This window comes from Saccharomonospora sp. NB11, assembly GCF_015910535.1.
GTDB lineage: Bacteria > Actinomycetota > Actinomycetes > Mycobacteriales > Pseudonocardiaceae > Saccharomonospora.
The window spans coordinates 242,963-258,854 of sequence record NZ_JACBJG010000005.1; the positions used below are offsets into that span (position 1 = coordinate 242,963).

A 15,892-nucleotide genomic window follows, 5' to 3' on the forward strand; every position below is an offset into this window, starting at 1 on the left:
CCTACCCGGTGTGGCCGGAGGTCAACCCCGTCACCCGACGTAGCGCCGGGCGGTCGAGTGCCGCTGCGACTCCTCCAACGAACGCAGGCCCTCCTCCACCGACGGCGGCACCACCCGACGTTCGGCCAGCACCCACGGCAGTCCCCGCAGCGCCTCCGCCACCGCCGCGACCGTGGCGAGATCGCGGGGCGCGGAGCGCAGCACGTCGACGGTGCGGCGGGCCGCGGACCGCACGGGTCGGCGCAACCACATCGTCCACAGCGTGTTGCGGATACCGAGTTGCCGACGGCGGCGGGCGTCGCGCGCCTGCGAGGGAGCGTGGTGGATCACGATGTCGGGGTCCCAGCACATCCACCACCCGTGCGCGGCGAGGTCGAGGGCGAGCAGTTCCTCCTCCCCACCGAGCCACATCCGCGGCGAGAACCCGCCGACCTGCACGAACGCCGACACGCGGAACGTCGTCAGCCCGGCCAGCACCCCGAGCAGGGCGGGGCCGGGCAACCAGTCGGGGCCGCGCACCGGCGAGTCCCGCAGTTCGGGCGTGATCGGGTCCTCCCGCAGGTCCGGCTCCACGAGACAGCGTCCGGTGACCGACGCCAGGCCGGGGTAGGTGTCGAGCAGCTCCACCGCGCGGGTCAACGCACCCGGCTGCCAGCGGGTGTCGTCGTCGCAGAACGCGACGTAGGGGGTCTGGATCTGCCGGACGGCGAGGTTGCGGGCCAACGCCCCGAGATTGCGGTCGCAGCGCAGCAGCGACACGTTCGGGAAGAGGTCGGCGACGGCGTCGGCGGTGCCGTCGGTGGAGGCGTTGTCGGCGACCACGATCGGCGCCGCGTCCGGCAGCGACGTCATCGCCTCCAGGGTCCGCAGAGCCTCGTCCCGACGATTGTGGGTGATCATGACGACGCTGACCCGACTCATGCCAGCTCCCGGATCTGCTGTTCGACGTGGGCGGGCAACGGACGACGGGACCGCAACGCCTTCGGCAGTCTGCGCAGCGCACCCGCCGCCGCGAGCGGATCACGCAACACGATCCCGGCCGTGCGCGCGCAGTCGGAGAGGGGACGGCGCATCCACGTGATCAGGACGTTGTTGCGTCGTTCGATCCGCCGCCGCCAGCTCGCCGGAGGCCGGACAGTGGACGGGTGGTGGTGCGCCCGTACCCGGTCGACGTAGCAGAGTTCCCAGCCCCGCGCGGCGAGGTCGTAGGCGAGCAGCTTCTCCTCGGCTCCGAAGTGCAGCAGTGGATCGAACCCACCCGCGTCGAGGAACGCGCTGCGGCGCACCACGGCCGAGCACGCGAGAAAGCCCAGCACGCGCGGTCCGGGCAGGTCGGGCGCGGTGCCGAGTGGGCTCGTGGCCATCGCGTCGCACACCGGGTCGCGGCGGCGCTCGGGCCCCACCAGGGTCGTGGCCGCGACGAGCCCGAGCCGTGGGTAGGCGTCGAACAGCACCTCGGCCCGGGTCAGTGCTCCCTGCTCCCACCACGAGTCGTCGTCGCAGAACGCCACGTATGGGGTGTTCGCCGCCTCCACACCGAGGTTGCGCGCCGCCATCCCCACGTTCTCCGGCAGTCTGATGACCCGCACGCCCGGGAAGCGATGCCGCACCCGGCTGGTGGTGTCGTCGCGCGAGCCGTTGTCCACCACGATGACCGGCGGTGTCGGCGACAGCTCACGCAGCCGCGTGAGCGTGCGGGTGAGGTCGTCCACCCGGTTCCGCGTCGCGATCACCACGGTGGTCCTCATCGGAGCACCTCCGCCACGAGGTCGTCAGCGAGCGTGCCGCGGCCTCCGGGACGCACGTCCTTGCCGACCGTGAGGCACCAGTCCCACCAGTGGTCGAGCGTCTCGGTGTCGAGCTCGTCGGCGCCGATCACCGCGGGCCAGCCGAGCGCCTCGGCCTGAGCGGTCACCTTGCCTCCGCCCGCGACCGGGTCCACCGCGATCGCGGGGACGCCCGCCCGGAGGGCGAGGACGAGCCCGTGCAGCCGCGTGGTCACCACGACGTCGAGGCGGGCGAGCACCGAACAGAACGCGTCGGGGGTGGCGCAGTGTCGCCAGTCCGTCGTGTCCAGCCGCGTGTCGAGCCCGAGTCGCGCGCACTCCCGCCCGGTGATCCAGTGCAGCAGCGTCTTGTGCACCTGCTCGTGCCTGCGGCGTCGGCCGTACTCGTACTGCCCCGGTGCGAGCATGATCCCGACCACGGGCACGTCCCGTGCGGCGGCGTCGTAGGAGAGGTCGGGACGCGGCTCGCCGAGCCCGTCCCGCGCGAGGATGCGGTGGAAACCGGCCGCCGCGGCGTTGCGTGGATCGATCACCGACACCCCGACCGCGATACGACGGCACGACGTGTACCGCCGGTGCAGCCACTCGACCTGTTCCCCGTGCGCGGGCCCGCACACGAACACCACGTGGGAGTACCGGCCCGGCTCCGCGTCGTCCAGGTGCAGGGCGTCGGGACACAGGACGGGACTCCACGCGGTGTCCACCGCGATGCCCGCCCCGGAGAGTGCGTCGGCGACCCGGAGCATGCTCAGCACGTCACCCGCGGTCGCCTCCCCTCGGAGGAAACTCGGCCATCCGGTCACCAGCACGCGCATGAGGCGATCTGTACCCGTTGCCGGAGCGTTTCACACCGGAGCCCGAGGGTAATCGGATCGACATGATCTCGGGCGCGGAACACGTGGTGGTGCTGGGCGGTGCGGGCTTCCTCGGAAGCCATGTGTGTGAACGACTTCTGGCCGACGGACACCGAGTGACCTGTGTGGACAGTCTGCTCACCGGAAGCCTCGACAACGTCGCCGCACTGCTGGAGCAGCCCGGGTTCCGGTTCGTGGAGCACGACGTCACCCGCCCGTTGGCGGAGTGGCCGGACCTTCCCGCCCCGGACTCGATCCTGCACCTCGCTTCCCCTGCCTCACCCCCGGACTACCTGCGGCTGCCGCTCCAGACGCTGCGGGCCGGCGCGATCGGCACCGAGAACGCCCTCGACCTCGCCACCCGGCACGGCGCCCGGTTCCTGCTCACCTCCACGAGCGAGGTGTACGGCGACCCGCTGGAGCACCCGCAGTCGGAGAGCTACTGGGGCAACGTCAACCCGATCGGTCCCCGCAGCGTGTACGACGAGGCGAAACGCTACGCCGAGGCGCTGACCCTGGCCTACCACCGGGAACATGGCACCGACGTCGCCGTCGCCCGGGTCTTCAACACCTACGGCCCGCGCATGCGGGTCGACGACGGACGCATGATCCCCACCTTCGTCAGCCAGGCGCTGACGAACGCTCCCCTCACCGTCGCGGGAGACGGTGGACAGACCCGTTCGGTGTGCTACGTGGACGACACCGTGTCGGGACTGCTCGCCCTGTGGCGCAGCGATCTCGTCGGCCCCGTCAACATCGGCAACCCGACCGAGCTGACGGTGCTCGCGCTGGCCGAACGCATTCGCGCCGCGACACATTCGACGTCGGAGATCACCTTCGTGCCGGGAGCGGTCGACGATCCCCGTCGCCGCTGCCCCGACATCACGCTGGCGCGCACGGCACTCGGGTGGGAGCCACGGACGGACCTGACCGAGGGACTGCGCCGCACCCTCGAATGGTTCACCCGCGTCGTCCCGACCACCCCTTCGACGTCCGCTCCCGAGCGACGCCGGCTCACCGAGAACGCTCACGGTCAGTAGCGACGTCCTGGGGCTTTGCCCTCCACTCGTTTAGGCGTCGCTTCGGGGGGTAGCGACATAGTGCGGGTCGCGACGGCCGACTCCACCCGATCCGAGAGGGGTGCAAGCCAGTGCGGATACTCGGAATCAACGCGGTTTTCCACGATCCCGCCGCCGCGATCGTCGTGGACGGCCGGGTCGTGGCCGCCGCCGAGGAGGAGCGCTTCAGCCGCCGCAAGCACGGCAAGTCGCCGGTCCCCTTCTCCGCCTGGGAGCTGCCGGAGCAGGCGGCGGCCTGGTGTCTGGACCGAGCGGGACTCGATGTGTCCGAATTGGACGCCGTCGCCTACTCGTACGACCCCGCTCTGGTGGACGAGACCCTCGACGGCGTGGACGCAGGCGGCTGGGAGAAGCTGCGCACGCTCTACGCCCGCCGCGCACCCGCCTTTCTGAGGACCGCCCTGCCGGGCCTGGACCCCGGCATCGTCCGCTTCGTCCGCCATCACGTCGCCCACGCGGCATCGGCGGCGTTGGCCGCCCCCTTCGGCGACTGCGCGGTGCTGACCTCCGACGGTCGTGGCGAGGCCGAGTCGGCCGTGCTCGGCGAGTACCGCGACGGCAAGTTCGTCGAACTCGCCCACCAGCGGCTTCCGCACTCGCTCGGACTCACCTACGAGGCGGCGACCGCGCATCTGGGTTTCCAACGCTCAAGCGACGAGTACAAGGTCATGGCGTTGGCCTCCTACGGCACTCCACGGTTCCTGCCCGAGCTGCGCGAGTCGGTGTTCTCCACCGGCGACGGCGGGTTCCGCACGGCGCGGATCGACTGGTCGCGCTTCGCTCCGGCCCGGCCCCGCGACGGCGCACTCCTGCCCGAGCACGCCGACCTGGCCGCCAGCGTGCAGCGGGTCACCGAGGAGGTGCTGCTCGACCTGGCGCGGTGGCTGCACCAGCGCACCGGGCACACCGACCTCGCGCTGGCCGGAGGCACGGCGTTGAACTGCGTCGCCAACACCCGACTCCACGCCGAGGGGCCATTCGAGCGGATCTGGGTGCAGCCCGCCGCAGGCGACGCGGGCACCGCGCTCGGGGCCGCCCTGCAACTGGCGGCCGACTTCGGTGAGGCGATCGAGCCGATGAGCGGAGCCGACCTCGGCCGAGGCTGGAGCGACAACGAGCTGGAGGACTGGCTCCGGCGAGCCAGGGTGCCGTACGAACGCTGTGACGACATCGCCGAGACCGTCGCGGCGGCCCTCGCCGACGACGCGATCGTGGCGTGGTTCCAGGGTCGGGCGGAGTTCGGTCCCCGCGCCCTGGGCCACCGCTCGCTGCTCGCTCATCCGGGTCGGGCCGAGAACCTGGAGCGGCTCAACGACGTGAAGGGCCGGGAGCAGTTCCGTCCGGTGGCGCCGATGGTGCTTGCCGACCGCGCACCCGAGTTGTTCTCGCGAGGACCGTTGCCCAGCCCGTACATGCTGTTCGTGCACGACGTCGCTCCACAGTGGCGTGATCGCATCCCCGCGGTGACGCATGTGGACGGTACCGCGCGCATCCAGACGGTGGCCGCCGACGACGAGCCGTTGCTGGCGCGGATGCTCACGGCGTTCGAGCGACGCACCGGGCTGCCCACCGTGGTCAACACCAGTCTGAACACGGCGGGTCGGCCGATGGTGGACGACCCCCGCGACGCCCTGGAGTGCTTCGGGGCGGCCCCGATCGACCTGCTTGCCCTCGGCCCGTTCGCGGTGTGGCGCCGGGAGGCCACGGCATGAGCGGACGGCCCGACTACACGGTCGTCGTGCCCACCACGGGACGCGACGCCCTCTCCGCCCTGCTGCGCGGCCTCGCGCTCGGCGACGGTCCCGCCCCCGCCGAGATCGTGGTGGTCGACGACCGCCCCGGTGCGCCCCCGCCGTTGGCGGTGCCCGATCTCGCGCCCGTACGTGTGCTGACCTCGGGCGGTCGAGGGCCTGCGGCGGCGCGCAACATCGGCTGGCGCGCGGCCTCCACCGAGTGGATCGCCTTCCTCGACGACGACGTGCTGACCTCCCGCGACTGGCCCGCCCGGCTGGCCGACGACCTCGCCGGGCTGGGCGAGAACGTGGCCGCCTCCGTCGCCCGCATCGAGGTCCCGCTCCCCGACACCCGTCGACCGACCGACGACGAACGCGACACACTCGCACTGACTCGCGCCCGATGGATCACCGCCGACATGGCGTACCGGAGAGCGGCGCTCGTGGAGGTCGGCGGCTTCGACGAACGGTTCCCGCGCGCCTATCGGGAGGACGCCGACCTCGCGCTGCGCGTACGGCGGCTGGGATGGCGCATCGTGCAGGGCGACCGGGTGACGACCCACCCGCCCAAGTCCGGCGGGTTCCTCGCCAGCGTGCGTCGGCAGCGCGGCAACGCCGACAACGCGCTGATGCGCGCCAAGCACGGTCCCCGGTGGCGGGACGAGGCGGGCGAGGGCCCCGGACGGCTCGGCAGACACGCGCTGACGAGCGTCGCCGGGCTCGCCGCCGCCGGGCTCGCCGCCGCACGCCTGCCCCGTCCCGCAGCCCTCGCCGCGGGCCTGTGGACGGGGTTGACCGCCGAGTTCGCGACCCGGCGGATCGCGCCGGGACCGCGCACCCCGCGCGAGGTGGCGCGGATGCTCGTCACGAGTGCGGTGATCCCGCCGGTGGCCTGTGCCCACCGGCTCGCCGGTGAGTGGCGCGTCCGGCGGGGACGAGCGGTGCTGTTCGACCGGGACGACACGCTCATCGAGGACGTGCCCTACCTGTCGGACCCGGAGAAGGTCCGGCCCATGCCGGGCGCCGCCGAGGCGCTCGCCCTGCTGCGGGCCGAGGGAGTGCCGGTGGGCGTGGTGAGCAACCAGTCCGGCATCGCGCGTGGTGACATCACACCCGAGGAACTGCGCGCCGTCACACATCGCGTGGACGAATTGCTGGGACCGTTCTCCACCTGGCAGTTCTGCCCGCACGCCCCCGACGACGGCTGCGCGTGCCGCAAGCCGCGACCGGCGATGGTGCTGCGGGCGGCCGACGAACTCGGCGTGGACGTGCGTCGCTGCGTCGTCGTCGGTGACATCGGCTCCGACGTGGAGGCCGCGCTGACCGCGGGGGCGCGGGCGATCCTCGTGCCCACCGCGCGCACCCTGCCCGACGAGGTGGATCTCGCGCGCCGACACGCCGTCGTGGCTCCCGACATCCTGACGGCGGCGAGACTCGCGCTGGAGCTCCCATGACGGGCCGGGTCCTCGTCGCGCGCCTGGACAACCTCGGCGACGTGCTCCTGGCCGGTCCCGCCGTGCGGGCCGTGGCGGCACACGCCGACCACGTGGTCCTGCTCGCCGGTCCTCGCGGCCGGGCCGCGGCCGAGCTCCTCCCCGGCGTGGACGAGGTCCTGGAGTGGTGCGCGCCGTGGATCGACCCCGAGCCGCCCGCGCTCACGGAGACGTCCGTGGCCGCCCTCGTCAAACAGGTGCGGGAGCTGCGACTGGACGCCGCATTCGTCCTGACCTCGTTCCACCAGTCCGCGCTGCCGCTCGCGCTGCTCCTGCGTCTCGCCGGGGTGCCGTGGATCGGCGCGATCAGCGACGACTACCCCGGCTCGCTGCTCGACCTGCGCCACCGGGTCACCGGTGACCCACCGGAGTCCGAGCGGGCGCTGTCGCTCGTCGCGGCGGGCGGATTCCCGTTGCCCGAGGGCGACGACGGGACACTCGCCGTCCGCCGTCCGCTTCCGGACACCACGACGATGACCGGTCCGGACCCGTTCGTCGTCGTCCACCCGGCAGCCTCGGTCCCGGCCCGACAACCGACGGTGGAGACCACGGCCTCCGTCGTGGCGGCCCTCATTCGCGGCGGCCATCGGGTGGTGCTCACGGGGGGTCCCTCCGAGCGCGACCTCACCGCGCGCATCGCGGGCACCGTGGGCTCCGTAGGCACCGTCGGCTCGGAGCGCCTCGTCGACCTCGGCGGCGCCACGACACTGCCCGAACTCGCCTCCGTGCTGGCCGCCGCCCGCGTGGTGGTGGCTCCCAACACGGGCCCGGCGCACCTCGCCGCGGCCGTGGGCACCCCCGTGGTGTCCCTGTTCGCGCCCGTGGTCCCGGCAGCGCGGTGGGCGCCCCACGGCGTGCCCCGCGTGGTGCTCGGCGACCAGGGCGCACCATGCAAGAACACCAGGGCCCGGACCTGCCCCGTCCCGGGACACCCGTGTCTGGCGATCGACGCGGCGGAGGTCGTCGCGGCCGTCCAGGCCATGGAACTCCTGACGGCGACCGCGACGGCACCCGGCAGGGACACCGCTCCCCGCGTCGGCACGAGATCCCCTGGAGGTGTGTCGTGATCGAAGAGCATTTCCGCGCGTTGGAGGGTGCTCTGCGCCGGATGCGGTCGGCGGCGCCGACCATCGAGGCGTGGGCCGTGCACCTCACCGGGGTGCTGACGGGCGGGGGACGACTGCTCGCGTGCGGCAACGGCGGGAGCGCGGCCGAGGCCCAGCACCTCACGGGCGAGCTGGTGGGCAGGTTCCGGCACGACCGGCAACCGTTGTCGGCCATCGCGCTGCACGCCGACACTTCCGCGACCACCGCGATCGTCAACGACTACGGCGAGCACGAGCTGTTCGCCCGGCAGGTGCGGGCACACGGCAGGCCGGGCGACGTCCTGATCGCGCTGTCCACGAGCGGGCGCAGCCAGAACGTCGTCACGGCCGCGAAGGTGGCACACGAGATCGGCATGGTGACGTGGGCGTTGACGGGGCCCGACCCGAACCCGCTGACGGCCCTGTGCGACGACGCGATCGCCGTCGACGCCGACCACGTCGCGACGGTGCAGGAGATGCACCTCGCCATCGTGCACGCCCTGTGCGCCCACCTGGACCGCACGCTGGGAGTGGCCGCGTGACGTCGCTCGTGGTGGTCGGCGACGCACTGCTCGACGTCGACGTGGAGGGCACCGCGACCCGGCTGTGCCCGGAGGCGCCGGTACCGGTCGTGGACGTCGACGGCGAGTGGGTGCGTCCGGGCGGCGCGGGACTCGCGGCGACCCTGCTGGCCAACCACGCCGCCGCGGAGGTGTCGTTCGTGACCGCGCTGGGCACCGACGACACCGGCCACCGGCTCGCCACGCTGCTCGCCCGCGACGTCGAGGTGTTGCGGCTGCCCCTGTCGGGCAGCACCGTCCGCAAGACGCGAGTCAGGGTGTCCGGTCAGTCGGTGACCCGGCTGGACGCCGGGGACGGCAGGGCCGCGGACGCCCCGCTGCCGGAGCGGGTACGACACACGTTGCGCGGGGCGGGCGCGATCCTCGTCTCCGACTACGGCCGGGGAGTCGCCGCCCACCCGGAACTGCGTCGGCTGCTCACCGAGACGGCGCGAACGGTGCCGGTGGTGTGGGACCCGCACCCTCGGGGTCCCGCCCCCGTCCCGGGGGTCACGCTCGCCACGCCCAACGAGGCGGAGGCCAGGGCGCTGCTGTCGGCCGAGCACGGCGACGTCGGCGACATCGCGGCGGCGGTCCGGCGGCGGTGGGACTGCCGCAACACGGCGGTCACGGTCGGGGCGCGGGGCGCGGTGCTCGCGACCGAGGACGACAGGACACTCTCGATACCCGTGCCCACCGGCGTCGGGTGGCAGAAGCTCGACACGTGCGGTGCGGGCGACCGCTTCGCCTCCGCCGCGCTGACCGCGCTCGCCGAGGGCTCCGGCCCCGTCGACGCGGTGACCGCCGCCGTGTCCTCGGCCTCCCGCTTCGTCGCCGCGGGTGGGGCCGCCGCGCTGTCGGTGCGCGACGGTGCACCCGACGGCGGCACGGACGACTCCCCGTCGCCGTTCGCGTTCGCCGATGCCGTGCGCCGACGGGGCGGACGGCTCGTGGCCACCGGTGGGTGCTTCGACCTGCTGCACACCGGGCACGTGAGTCTGCTGCGACACGCGCGGTCGCTGGGTGACGCGCTCGTGGTCTGTCTCAACTCCGACGACTCGGTACGGCGGCTGAAGGGCCCGGGACGCCCCGTCGTGGCGGCGCAGGACCGTGCTCGCCTGCTGACCGAACTGTCCTGTGTGGATCACGTGGTCGTGTTCGACGAGTCGTCGCCGTCCGCCGTGCTCGACCGGTTGCGGCCCGACGTGTGGGTCAAGGGCGGCGACTACGAGGGCACCGAACTTCCCGAGGCCGAGGTCGTCCGGCGACACGGCGGCGAGATCGTCCTCGTGCCCACGGTCGAGGGCTACTCCACCACCCGCTTGCTCCAGACGGTCATCCGGTGAATCAGCGAGGAGACACGATGAAGGTTCTGATCAGTGGCGGCTCGTCGGGGCTCGGCGCCGCGACGGTGCAGGAGGTCCTCGACGCGGGTGGCACCCCGCTCGTGCTCGACCGCAAGCCACCCGAGGCCGGGGGCGTGGACTACGTGCTCGCCGACCTCGCCGACACCCCGGCCACCGAGGCCGCCGTCCGCGAGCTGGCCGACCGCGCAGGAGGGCTCGACGCCGTGTTCACCGCGGCGGGCATCGACGTCCCGGGACGGCTGGACACGGTGTCCACGCAGGACTGGGAACGCGTCGTCCGCGTGAACCTGCTCGGCACGGCGGCGGTGGTCCGGGCCGCGCTGCCCTACCTCGAACGCTCCCGGGGCACCGTCGTCACCTGCTCGTCCACGCTCGGGGTGCGCTCGGTGTCGGACGCCACGGCCTACTGCGCGTCGAAGGCGGGCGTCGTCGCGTTCACCCGCGCGCTGGCCGCCGAGACAGCCGGGCGCGTCGGGGTGACGCTGCTCGTTCCCGGCGGCATGCACACCGCGTTCTTCGACGACCGGGACGAGCAGTACAAGCCGCCGCCGGACGCCAAGCTCAACGACCCGCGCAACGTCGCCAGGGCCGTCCTGCACGCGCTGCGGCAGCCTGCGGGATGCGAGATCCGGGAGCTCGTCGTCTGCCACTCGGAAGAGGGCTCATGGCCGTGATCCTGGTGTTGCGCGCGCTCGGGCTCGGCGACCTGCTCACCGCCGTGCCCGCGTTGCGCGCGCTGCGCCGGGCGCGACCGGCGGACCGGCTGCTGCTGGCCGCGCCCGAGGCCCTGGCTCCGCTCGTGCCGCTGGTCGACGCCGACGTCGAGCTGGTGCCCACCCCGGGGCTGGCGGCCCTGCCCACGGTGCCCGGCATGCCCGCCGTGGACCTCGCCGTGAACCTCCACGGCAGCGGCCCCGAGAGCATCGACGACCTGCGGGCCCTTCGGCCTCGACGGCTGCTCACCCACCGGCATCCGGCCCACCCGGACCTCGACGGACCCGAGTGGACGGCCGACTCCCACGAGGTCGAACGCTGGTGTGACCTGCTCGCCTGGTACGGCGTCCCGGCCGACCCGCGTGACCTCACGCTGGCCGTCCCGACCGTGCCGAATCCCGTCCCCGACGCGGTGGTCGTCCATCCCGGGGCCGCCTCGGCCGCGCGCCGATGGCCGCCCGACCGGTTCGCCGCCGTCGCCCGGACGCTCGCCGCGGAGACGTCGTCGCGTGTGATCGTCACCGGCGGCGCCGCCGAGCGGGAGCTGGCCACCACGGTGGCCACCGACGCCGGTCTGGGTTCCGACGCCGTGTTCGTCGGCCACGACCTCGCCGACCTGGCGGCCCTGGTGGCCGGGGCGCCCCTCGTCGTCTGCGGCGACACGGGCGTCGGCCACCTCGCCACGGCCTTCGGAACGCCGTCGGTCCTGCTGTTCGGCCCCACGCCGCCCAACCGGTGGGGACCGCCTGCCGACCGGCCCCACCACGTCGTGCTGTGGGCGGGCACGACGGGCGACCCGCACGCCTCGACCCCGGACGCAGGACTGCTGCGCATCACCACGTCCAGCGTCCTCGACGCCGCGCGGACGCTGCTCGCCGGAGGTGACCCATGTCGGATCACGACCGAGACCGCTGCACGGTCGGTGTCGTCGGCACCGGCTACGTCGGACTGACCACGGCCGCCTGCCTGGCGCACCTGGGCCACCGGGTGACCGGTGTGGACATCGACGCACGGAAGGTCGCCGTGCTGCGCCGCGGTGACGTGCCCATCGCGGAACCGGGCCTCGACACGCTGGTCGCCGACGGACTCGCCACGCGCCGCCTCACCTTCACCACCGACCTCACCGCCCTCGCCGAGGCCGACGTGGTGGTGCTGTGCGTCCCGACACCCACCGGACCGGACGGCACGGCTGACCTGCGCGCGTACGACGCCGCCGTCGACGCGGCCGCCCCCGTCCTCGCCGCACACTGCGTCGTCGCGGTGAAGTCCACTGTCCCGGTCGGCACGACCACACGCACGGCGCGGCGGCTCGGTCGCCCCGCGGTGAGCAACCCGGAGTTCCTCCGCGAGGGCCACGCCGCCCACGACTTCCTGCACCCCGACCGCATCGTGGTCGGCGGCAGCGACCCCGACGCGGCCAGTCGCGTCGCCTCGCTCTACGACGGCCTGACCGCTCCGGTGGTGCACACCGACCCGGTGAGTTCCGAGCTGGCGAAGTACGCGAGCAACGCCTTCCTCGCGCTCAAGGTGTCCTACGTCAACGTGCTCGCCGACCTGTGCGAGCGCCTCGGCGCCGACGTCGTCGACGTCACCGACGTCATGCGCCTCGACCCGCGCATCGGGTCGACGTTCCTCTCCCCCGGACCCGGGTGGGGCGGCTCGTGCCTGCCCAAGGACACCCGCGCCCTGCTGCACACCGCCACGGAGGCGGGAGCCGACGTCGCGCTCCTCGCCGACGCCGTCGCAGCCAACGAGCGCCAGCACGAGCGCATGGCGCGCAAGGTGCGCCAGGCCGTCACCGGCTCGCCGGAGGGCTCACTGCACGGCGTACGACTGGGTCTGCTCGGGGTGACGTTCAAAGCAGGCACGGACGACGTCCGCGACTCCCCCGCGCTCGCCGTGGCGCAGCGGCTGGCGGCGGCCGGGGCGGTGCTCACCGGCTACGACCCGGGTGTCGACCGCGACGGCTGTCCCGGCACGCACGGCCTCGTCCAGCTCGTCGACGACGTCACGCTCGTCGCGAAGGACGCGGCCGGGCTCGTCCTGCTCACCGAGTGGCCGCAATTCCGCGACCTCGATTGGGCCCACCTGGCCGAGCTGACCGACCGGGCCACGATCGTGGACACCCGGAACCTGCTCGATCCTCCGACGTTGACGCGAGCGGGGTTCACCTATTTCGGGTTGGGCCGTTGAACCACGCGCGGTAACTATTCCCGCATTCCGGTCACCCTCGGCAAAACTGTCCGGTGGCTACATTCCCCGATTTCGTGAACTAGCCGACGGCACTTTTCTTCGACCGACGACGGCGACGCCGGTGAATTCCACTCGATCAGTCGTGTGAGATACCTTTCACCACACCGGCGACGTCGGCGTCGGAAAGCTCCCTCGCGACGTCGGCCTGCGCCACGATCCCCACCAGTTCGTCGCCGTCCACGACGGGCAGTCGCCGCACTTGATGACGCGCCATCAGCCGCAGCGCCTCGGCCGCGTCGTCGCCGGGCCGCACCGCCACGACCTCGCCCTGAGCCAGCTCCCCGACGTGCACGGCCATGGGGTCCTTGCCCTCGGCCAGCACTTTCACCACCACGTCCCGGTCGGTGAGCATGCCCTTGAGCTTGTGGTCCTCACCCTGGATGGGCAACGCACCGACCTCGTCGGCGGCCATGGTGCGCGCCGCGCGCGTGACGGTCTCGCTGGTCTCCACGTAGGTCGGGTCGGTCGTCATGACGTCGCGAACACGAGTCATCAAAAGTCACTCCTTCTCCATCGGAAAAATCCTCCGAATGGGGAGTGTCCAACGAATCCGCCCTTTGCACGTTGGGCCGTCCGGGCTAGTCTTTGGGGCAGTCGGGCGGTTGAGCCGACAGCAGACAGAGAGGGCCCAGCGCGGGCCGGACAAAGCCAGACACTGGCCAGACGTGAATTCGACCTATTTGGTTGACGTGGACACCGCTGGAGGTGCCGTGTCCGAGCTAGCAATACCCACTTCCTTGTTGGAAGTAACCACCGATTGTCACGAGACGGGAGTCGTGGTCACCGTGAGTGGCGAGGTGGACCTCAGCACGAGGGACATCCTCGCCGAGAACTTGGACGCAGCGATCGAGCTCGTGTCGCCGCCCCAGCACCTGATCGTCGACCTGGAACAGGTGACGTTCTTGGGCTCGGCGGGGCTGGCACTCCTGCTCGACACACAGGACGTCGCCGTCCGACGCGGAGTCACTCTGCGCATCGTGGCGACACAACGCGCGGTCACCAGGCCCGTCGAGGCGGTCGGCCTCGCCGAGGCGCTGCCGTTGCACACGACGGTGGACTCGGCGCTGTCGGCGCTGCCCACGCCGCGCCGAGGTGACGAGCCGATCGAACTGCCCTTCCAGGCGGGCTCGACGGTTCACTGAGACCGAGGGCCGCATCCGGCGCAGCGTGGTCGGCGGATGCGGCCCTCACCCTTGCCCACCCCTCAATCACTCGAACAGGTGTTCGATCGAGTGGTAGGCTTCCGCCATGCCGTCTGAGACCGTCGCCGCATCCGCTTCGTCGTTCCTCACCGGACACGCCCGCCTGCTCGACCGACAGCGGTACCGACTGCTGACAAGCCACGGTGACCCACAGGCGACGTTGTCCGCGCTCGCCGCGTACCGCAATCCCGACGGCGGCTACGGCCACGGACTCGAACCCGATCTGCGCTCGCCGGAGAGCCAACCAGCCGCCGCGCTGCACGCCTTCGAGGTGCTCGCCGAGGTCGCGCCGGTGACGAGCGCGCAGGCCGAACGACTCTGCGATTGGCTGCTCACGGTCACGCTGCCCGACGGGGGACTTCCCTTCGCGCTGCCGGTCACCGAGCCGGAGCATTGCGCACCGTTCTGGGTGCAGGCCGATTCGACGACGTCGTCCCTGCAGATCACGGCGGTCGTGGCGCTGCACGCCCACCGCGTCGCCGAACACGACCGCGCGGTGGCCACGCATCCCTGGCTGGGCCGGGCCACCGAGTACTGCGTCACCGCCATCCACCGACTGCGCGACGAGCAACGCACTCCCCATGCCATCGAGTTGGCCTTCGCCGTGCGTTTCGCCGACACGCTGAGCGCCGATCATCCCGAGACCGGTCGCGAACTGCTCGACGTGCTGCGCGCCTTCGTACCCGCCGACGGCATGGTCCACGTCCAAGGCGGCGCCGACGACGAGTACATGCGACCGCTCGACTTCGCGCCCCAGCCGGGACCGGCGCAGGCGCTGCTGTCGCCCGACGCCGTCGAGGCCGACCTCCGCCGCCTGAGGTCGGACCAGGCGGCGGACGGCGGCTGGACCGTCGACTTCGCCAGCTACTCCCCCGCCGCCGCACTGGAGTGGCGCGGCTACACCACGGTCAACGCCCTGCGCACGCTGCGCGCGTACGGCGACTGATGGAGAACGGCGTCGCCTCCTGGCAGAGGACCACATCATCGGGCTGAACTGCTACGACTCCCGATAGACGAACAAAACGAAAGGTGTTATGTTGCGTTCGTCTGAGGGGAGGGGCCATGAACGCGGCGTTGCACCAGGAGACCTACCTACCCGAAGGTGCCGGCGACAAGCAGTTGGCAGAGGTGCACGACTTCCTGCGTGCGCTGGAGGCGGGACGGGAGCGTCCCGAACCAGCCTACTTCCTCAGTGGGGCCGAACCGGGCGAACGTGTGGAGCTTCCCGAAGAGCTGTACCGGGTGCTTCGACAGGTGGTCGATGCGCTCCGCAATGGTCTGGCCGTGACCGTCGCCCCGCAGACGCAGACCCTGACGACCCAGCAAGCCGCGGACCTTCTGGGAGTCAGCCGACCCACCGTGATCAGGCTGCTCGACAGCGGCGAGATCCCGTTCGAGCGCGTGAACACCCACCGCAGGATCGAACTGCGCGAGCTGCTGGCGTATCGCGAGCGACGCCGGGCCGCCCAGTACGCCGCGCTCGCCGCCACCGCCATCGACGAGGACGAGGACGTGGACGACGTCTTGCCTCGTCTCAAGCGGGCTCGCAAAGAATTGGCCGAGCGGAGACGCCGACGCACCGATTGAGTGAGCAGGGCCTGGCATGATGATCTCGTGTTCACGGCCCTGCTCGACACGTGCGTTCTCTGGCCGAACCGGCAACGTGACTTCCTGCTGTCCTTGGCCGCCGAAGGGGCCTATCGGCCGGTGTGGAGCGCAGCGCCGTCGTCCCGGTCGTGAGCGGTGCGGGCACCACCCACGACCG

At 72.3% G+C, this 15,892-nt stretch carries 16 protein-coding genes; 12 read left to right on the forward strand and 4 right to left on the reverse strand.

The window, feature by feature from the left end:
- Positions 1–30 precede the first annotated feature (30 nt).
- Genes JAV51_RS09750 through JAV51_RS09760 form a run of 3 tightly spaced genes read right to left on the reverse strand, consistent with a single transcriptional unit; the run spans position 31 to position 2,602 of the window.
- Positions 31–921 carry a glycosyltransferase family 2 protein gene (locus tag JAV51_RS09750; RefSeq protein WP_197320350.1) on the reverse strand — a complete coding sequence of 297 codons (891 nt, stop codon included), beginning with the start codon at positions 919–921 and terminating at the stop codon, positions 31–33.
- Positions 918–1,748, reverse strand: coding sequence for a glycosyltransferase family 2 protein (locus JAV51_RS09755; protein WP_197320351.1), 831 nt, complete (start codon positions 1,746–1,748; stop codon positions 918–920). Before JAV51_RS09755 ends, JAV51_RS09750 begins: the two co-directional genes overlap by 4 nt.
- On the reverse strand, positions 1,745–2,602 hold the full coding sequence (locus JAV51_RS09760) for a polysaccharide pyruvyl transferase family protein (RefSeq protein WP_197320352.1): 858 nt from the start codon (positions 2,600–2,602) through the stop codon (positions 1,745–1,747). Before JAV51_RS09760 ends, JAV51_RS09755 begins: the two co-directional genes overlap by 4 nt.
- A 62-nt stretch (positions 2,603–2,664) precedes the next feature.
- Here JAV51_RS09760 and JAV51_RS09765 point away from each other — a divergent pair, with 62 nt between their 5' ends.
- The 9 genes from JAV51_RS09765 (at position 2,665) to JAV51_RS09805 (ending at position 12,865) form a co-directional block, all read left to right on the forward strand.
- Positions 2,665–3,681 (forward strand): UDP-glucuronic acid decarboxylase family protein, encoded by a 1,017-nt coding sequence (locus JAV51_RS09765; protein ID WP_197320353.1) that lies wholly within the window; start codon positions 2,665–2,667, stop codon positions 3,679–3,681.
- 110 nt (positions 3,682–3,791) lie between these two features.
- Positions 3,792–5,432 carry a carbamoyltransferase C-terminal domain-containing protein gene (locus JAV51_RS09770; RefSeq protein WP_197320354.1) on the forward strand — a complete coding sequence of 547 codons (1,641 nt, stop codon included), beginning with the start codon at positions 3,792–3,794 and terminating at the stop codon, positions 5,430–5,432.
- Positions 5,429–6,907, forward strand: a complete 1,479-nt coding sequence (locus tag JAV51_RS09775) for an HAD-IIIA family hydrolase (protein ID WP_197320355.1) — start codon at positions 5,429–5,431, stop codon at positions 6,905–6,907. The genes JAV51_RS09770 and JAV51_RS09775 overlap by 4 nt, the downstream gene beginning before the upstream one ends.
- Complete coding sequence (locus tag JAV51_RS09780; protein WP_197320356.1) at positions 6,904–8,013, forward strand: glycosyltransferase family 9 protein; 1,110 nt, start codon at positions 6,904–6,906, stop codon at positions 8,011–8,013. The genes JAV51_RS09775 and JAV51_RS09780 overlap by 4 nt, the downstream gene beginning before the upstream one ends.
- Positions 8,010–8,573, forward strand: coding sequence for an SIS domain-containing protein (locus tag JAV51_RS09785; RefSeq protein WP_197320357.1), 564 nt, complete (start codon positions 8,010–8,012; stop codon positions 8,571–8,573). Before JAV51_RS09780 ends, JAV51_RS09785 begins: the two co-directional genes overlap by 4 nt.
- Complete coding sequence (rfaE2, locus tag JAV51_RS09790; RefSeq protein WP_197320358.1) at positions 8,570–9,937, forward strand: D-glycero-beta-D-manno-heptose 1-phosphate adenylyltransferase; 1,368 nt, start codon at positions 8,570–8,572, stop codon at positions 9,935–9,937. Before JAV51_RS09785 ends, rfaE2 begins: the two co-directional genes overlap by 4 nt.
- A gap of 17 nt (positions 9,938–9,954) precedes the next feature.
- Positions 9,955–10,632, forward strand: a complete 678-nt coding sequence (locus tag JAV51_RS09795) for an SDR family oxidoreductase (RefSeq protein ID WP_197320359.1) — start codon at positions 9,955–9,957, stop codon at positions 10,630–10,632.
- Positions 10,623–11,624: a glycosyltransferase family 9 protein gene (locus JAV51_RS09800; protein ID WP_197320360.1), complete on the forward strand. Its 1,002-nt coding sequence runs from the start codon at positions 10,623–10,625 to the stop codon at positions 11,622–11,624. The genes JAV51_RS09795 and JAV51_RS09800 overlap by 10 nt, the downstream gene beginning before the upstream one ends.
- Positions 11,561–12,865: a UDP-glucose/GDP-mannose dehydrogenase family protein gene (locus JAV51_RS09805; RefSeq protein WP_197320361.1), complete on the forward strand. Its 1,305-nt coding sequence runs from the start codon at positions 11,561–11,563 to the stop codon at positions 12,863–12,865. Before JAV51_RS09800 ends, JAV51_RS09805 begins: the two co-directional genes overlap by 64 nt.
- A 136-nt stretch (positions 12,866–13,001) precedes the next feature.
- Here the strand turns inward: JAV51_RS09805 and JAV51_RS09810 are convergent, their stop codons facing one another.
- On the reverse strand, positions 13,002–13,418 hold the full coding sequence (locus JAV51_RS09810) for a CBS domain-containing protein (protein WP_197320362.1): 417 nt from the start codon (positions 13,416–13,418) through the stop codon (positions 13,002–13,004).
- A gap of 217 nt (positions 13,419–13,635) precedes the next feature.
- On the opposite strand from JAV51_RS09810, the gene JAV51_RS09815 reads away from it, so the two are divergent.
- The 3 genes from JAV51_RS09815 (at position 13,636) to JAV51_RS09825 (ending at position 15,714) form a co-directional block, all read left to right on the forward strand.
- Positions 13,636–14,067 (forward strand): anti-sigma factor antagonist, encoded by a 432-nt coding sequence (locus JAV51_RS09815; protein WP_307845828.1) that lies wholly within the window; start codon positions 13,636–13,638, stop codon positions 14,065–14,067.
- A 106-nt stretch (positions 14,068–14,173) separates the two neighbouring features.
- Positions 14,174–15,073: a hypothetical protein gene (locus JAV51_RS09820; RefSeq protein WP_197320364.1), complete on the forward strand. Its 900-nt coding sequence runs from the start codon at positions 14,174–14,176 to the stop codon at positions 15,071–15,073.
- Between the two features lie 116 nt (positions 15,074–15,189).
- The gene (locus JAV51_RS09825) at positions 15,190–15,714 is read left to right on the forward strand and encodes a helix-turn-helix domain-containing protein (protein ID WP_197320365.1); all 525 of its coding nucleotides are present in this window, start codon (positions 15,190–15,192) and stop codon (positions 15,712–15,714) included.
- Positions 15,715–15,892 lie beyond the last annotated feature (178 nt).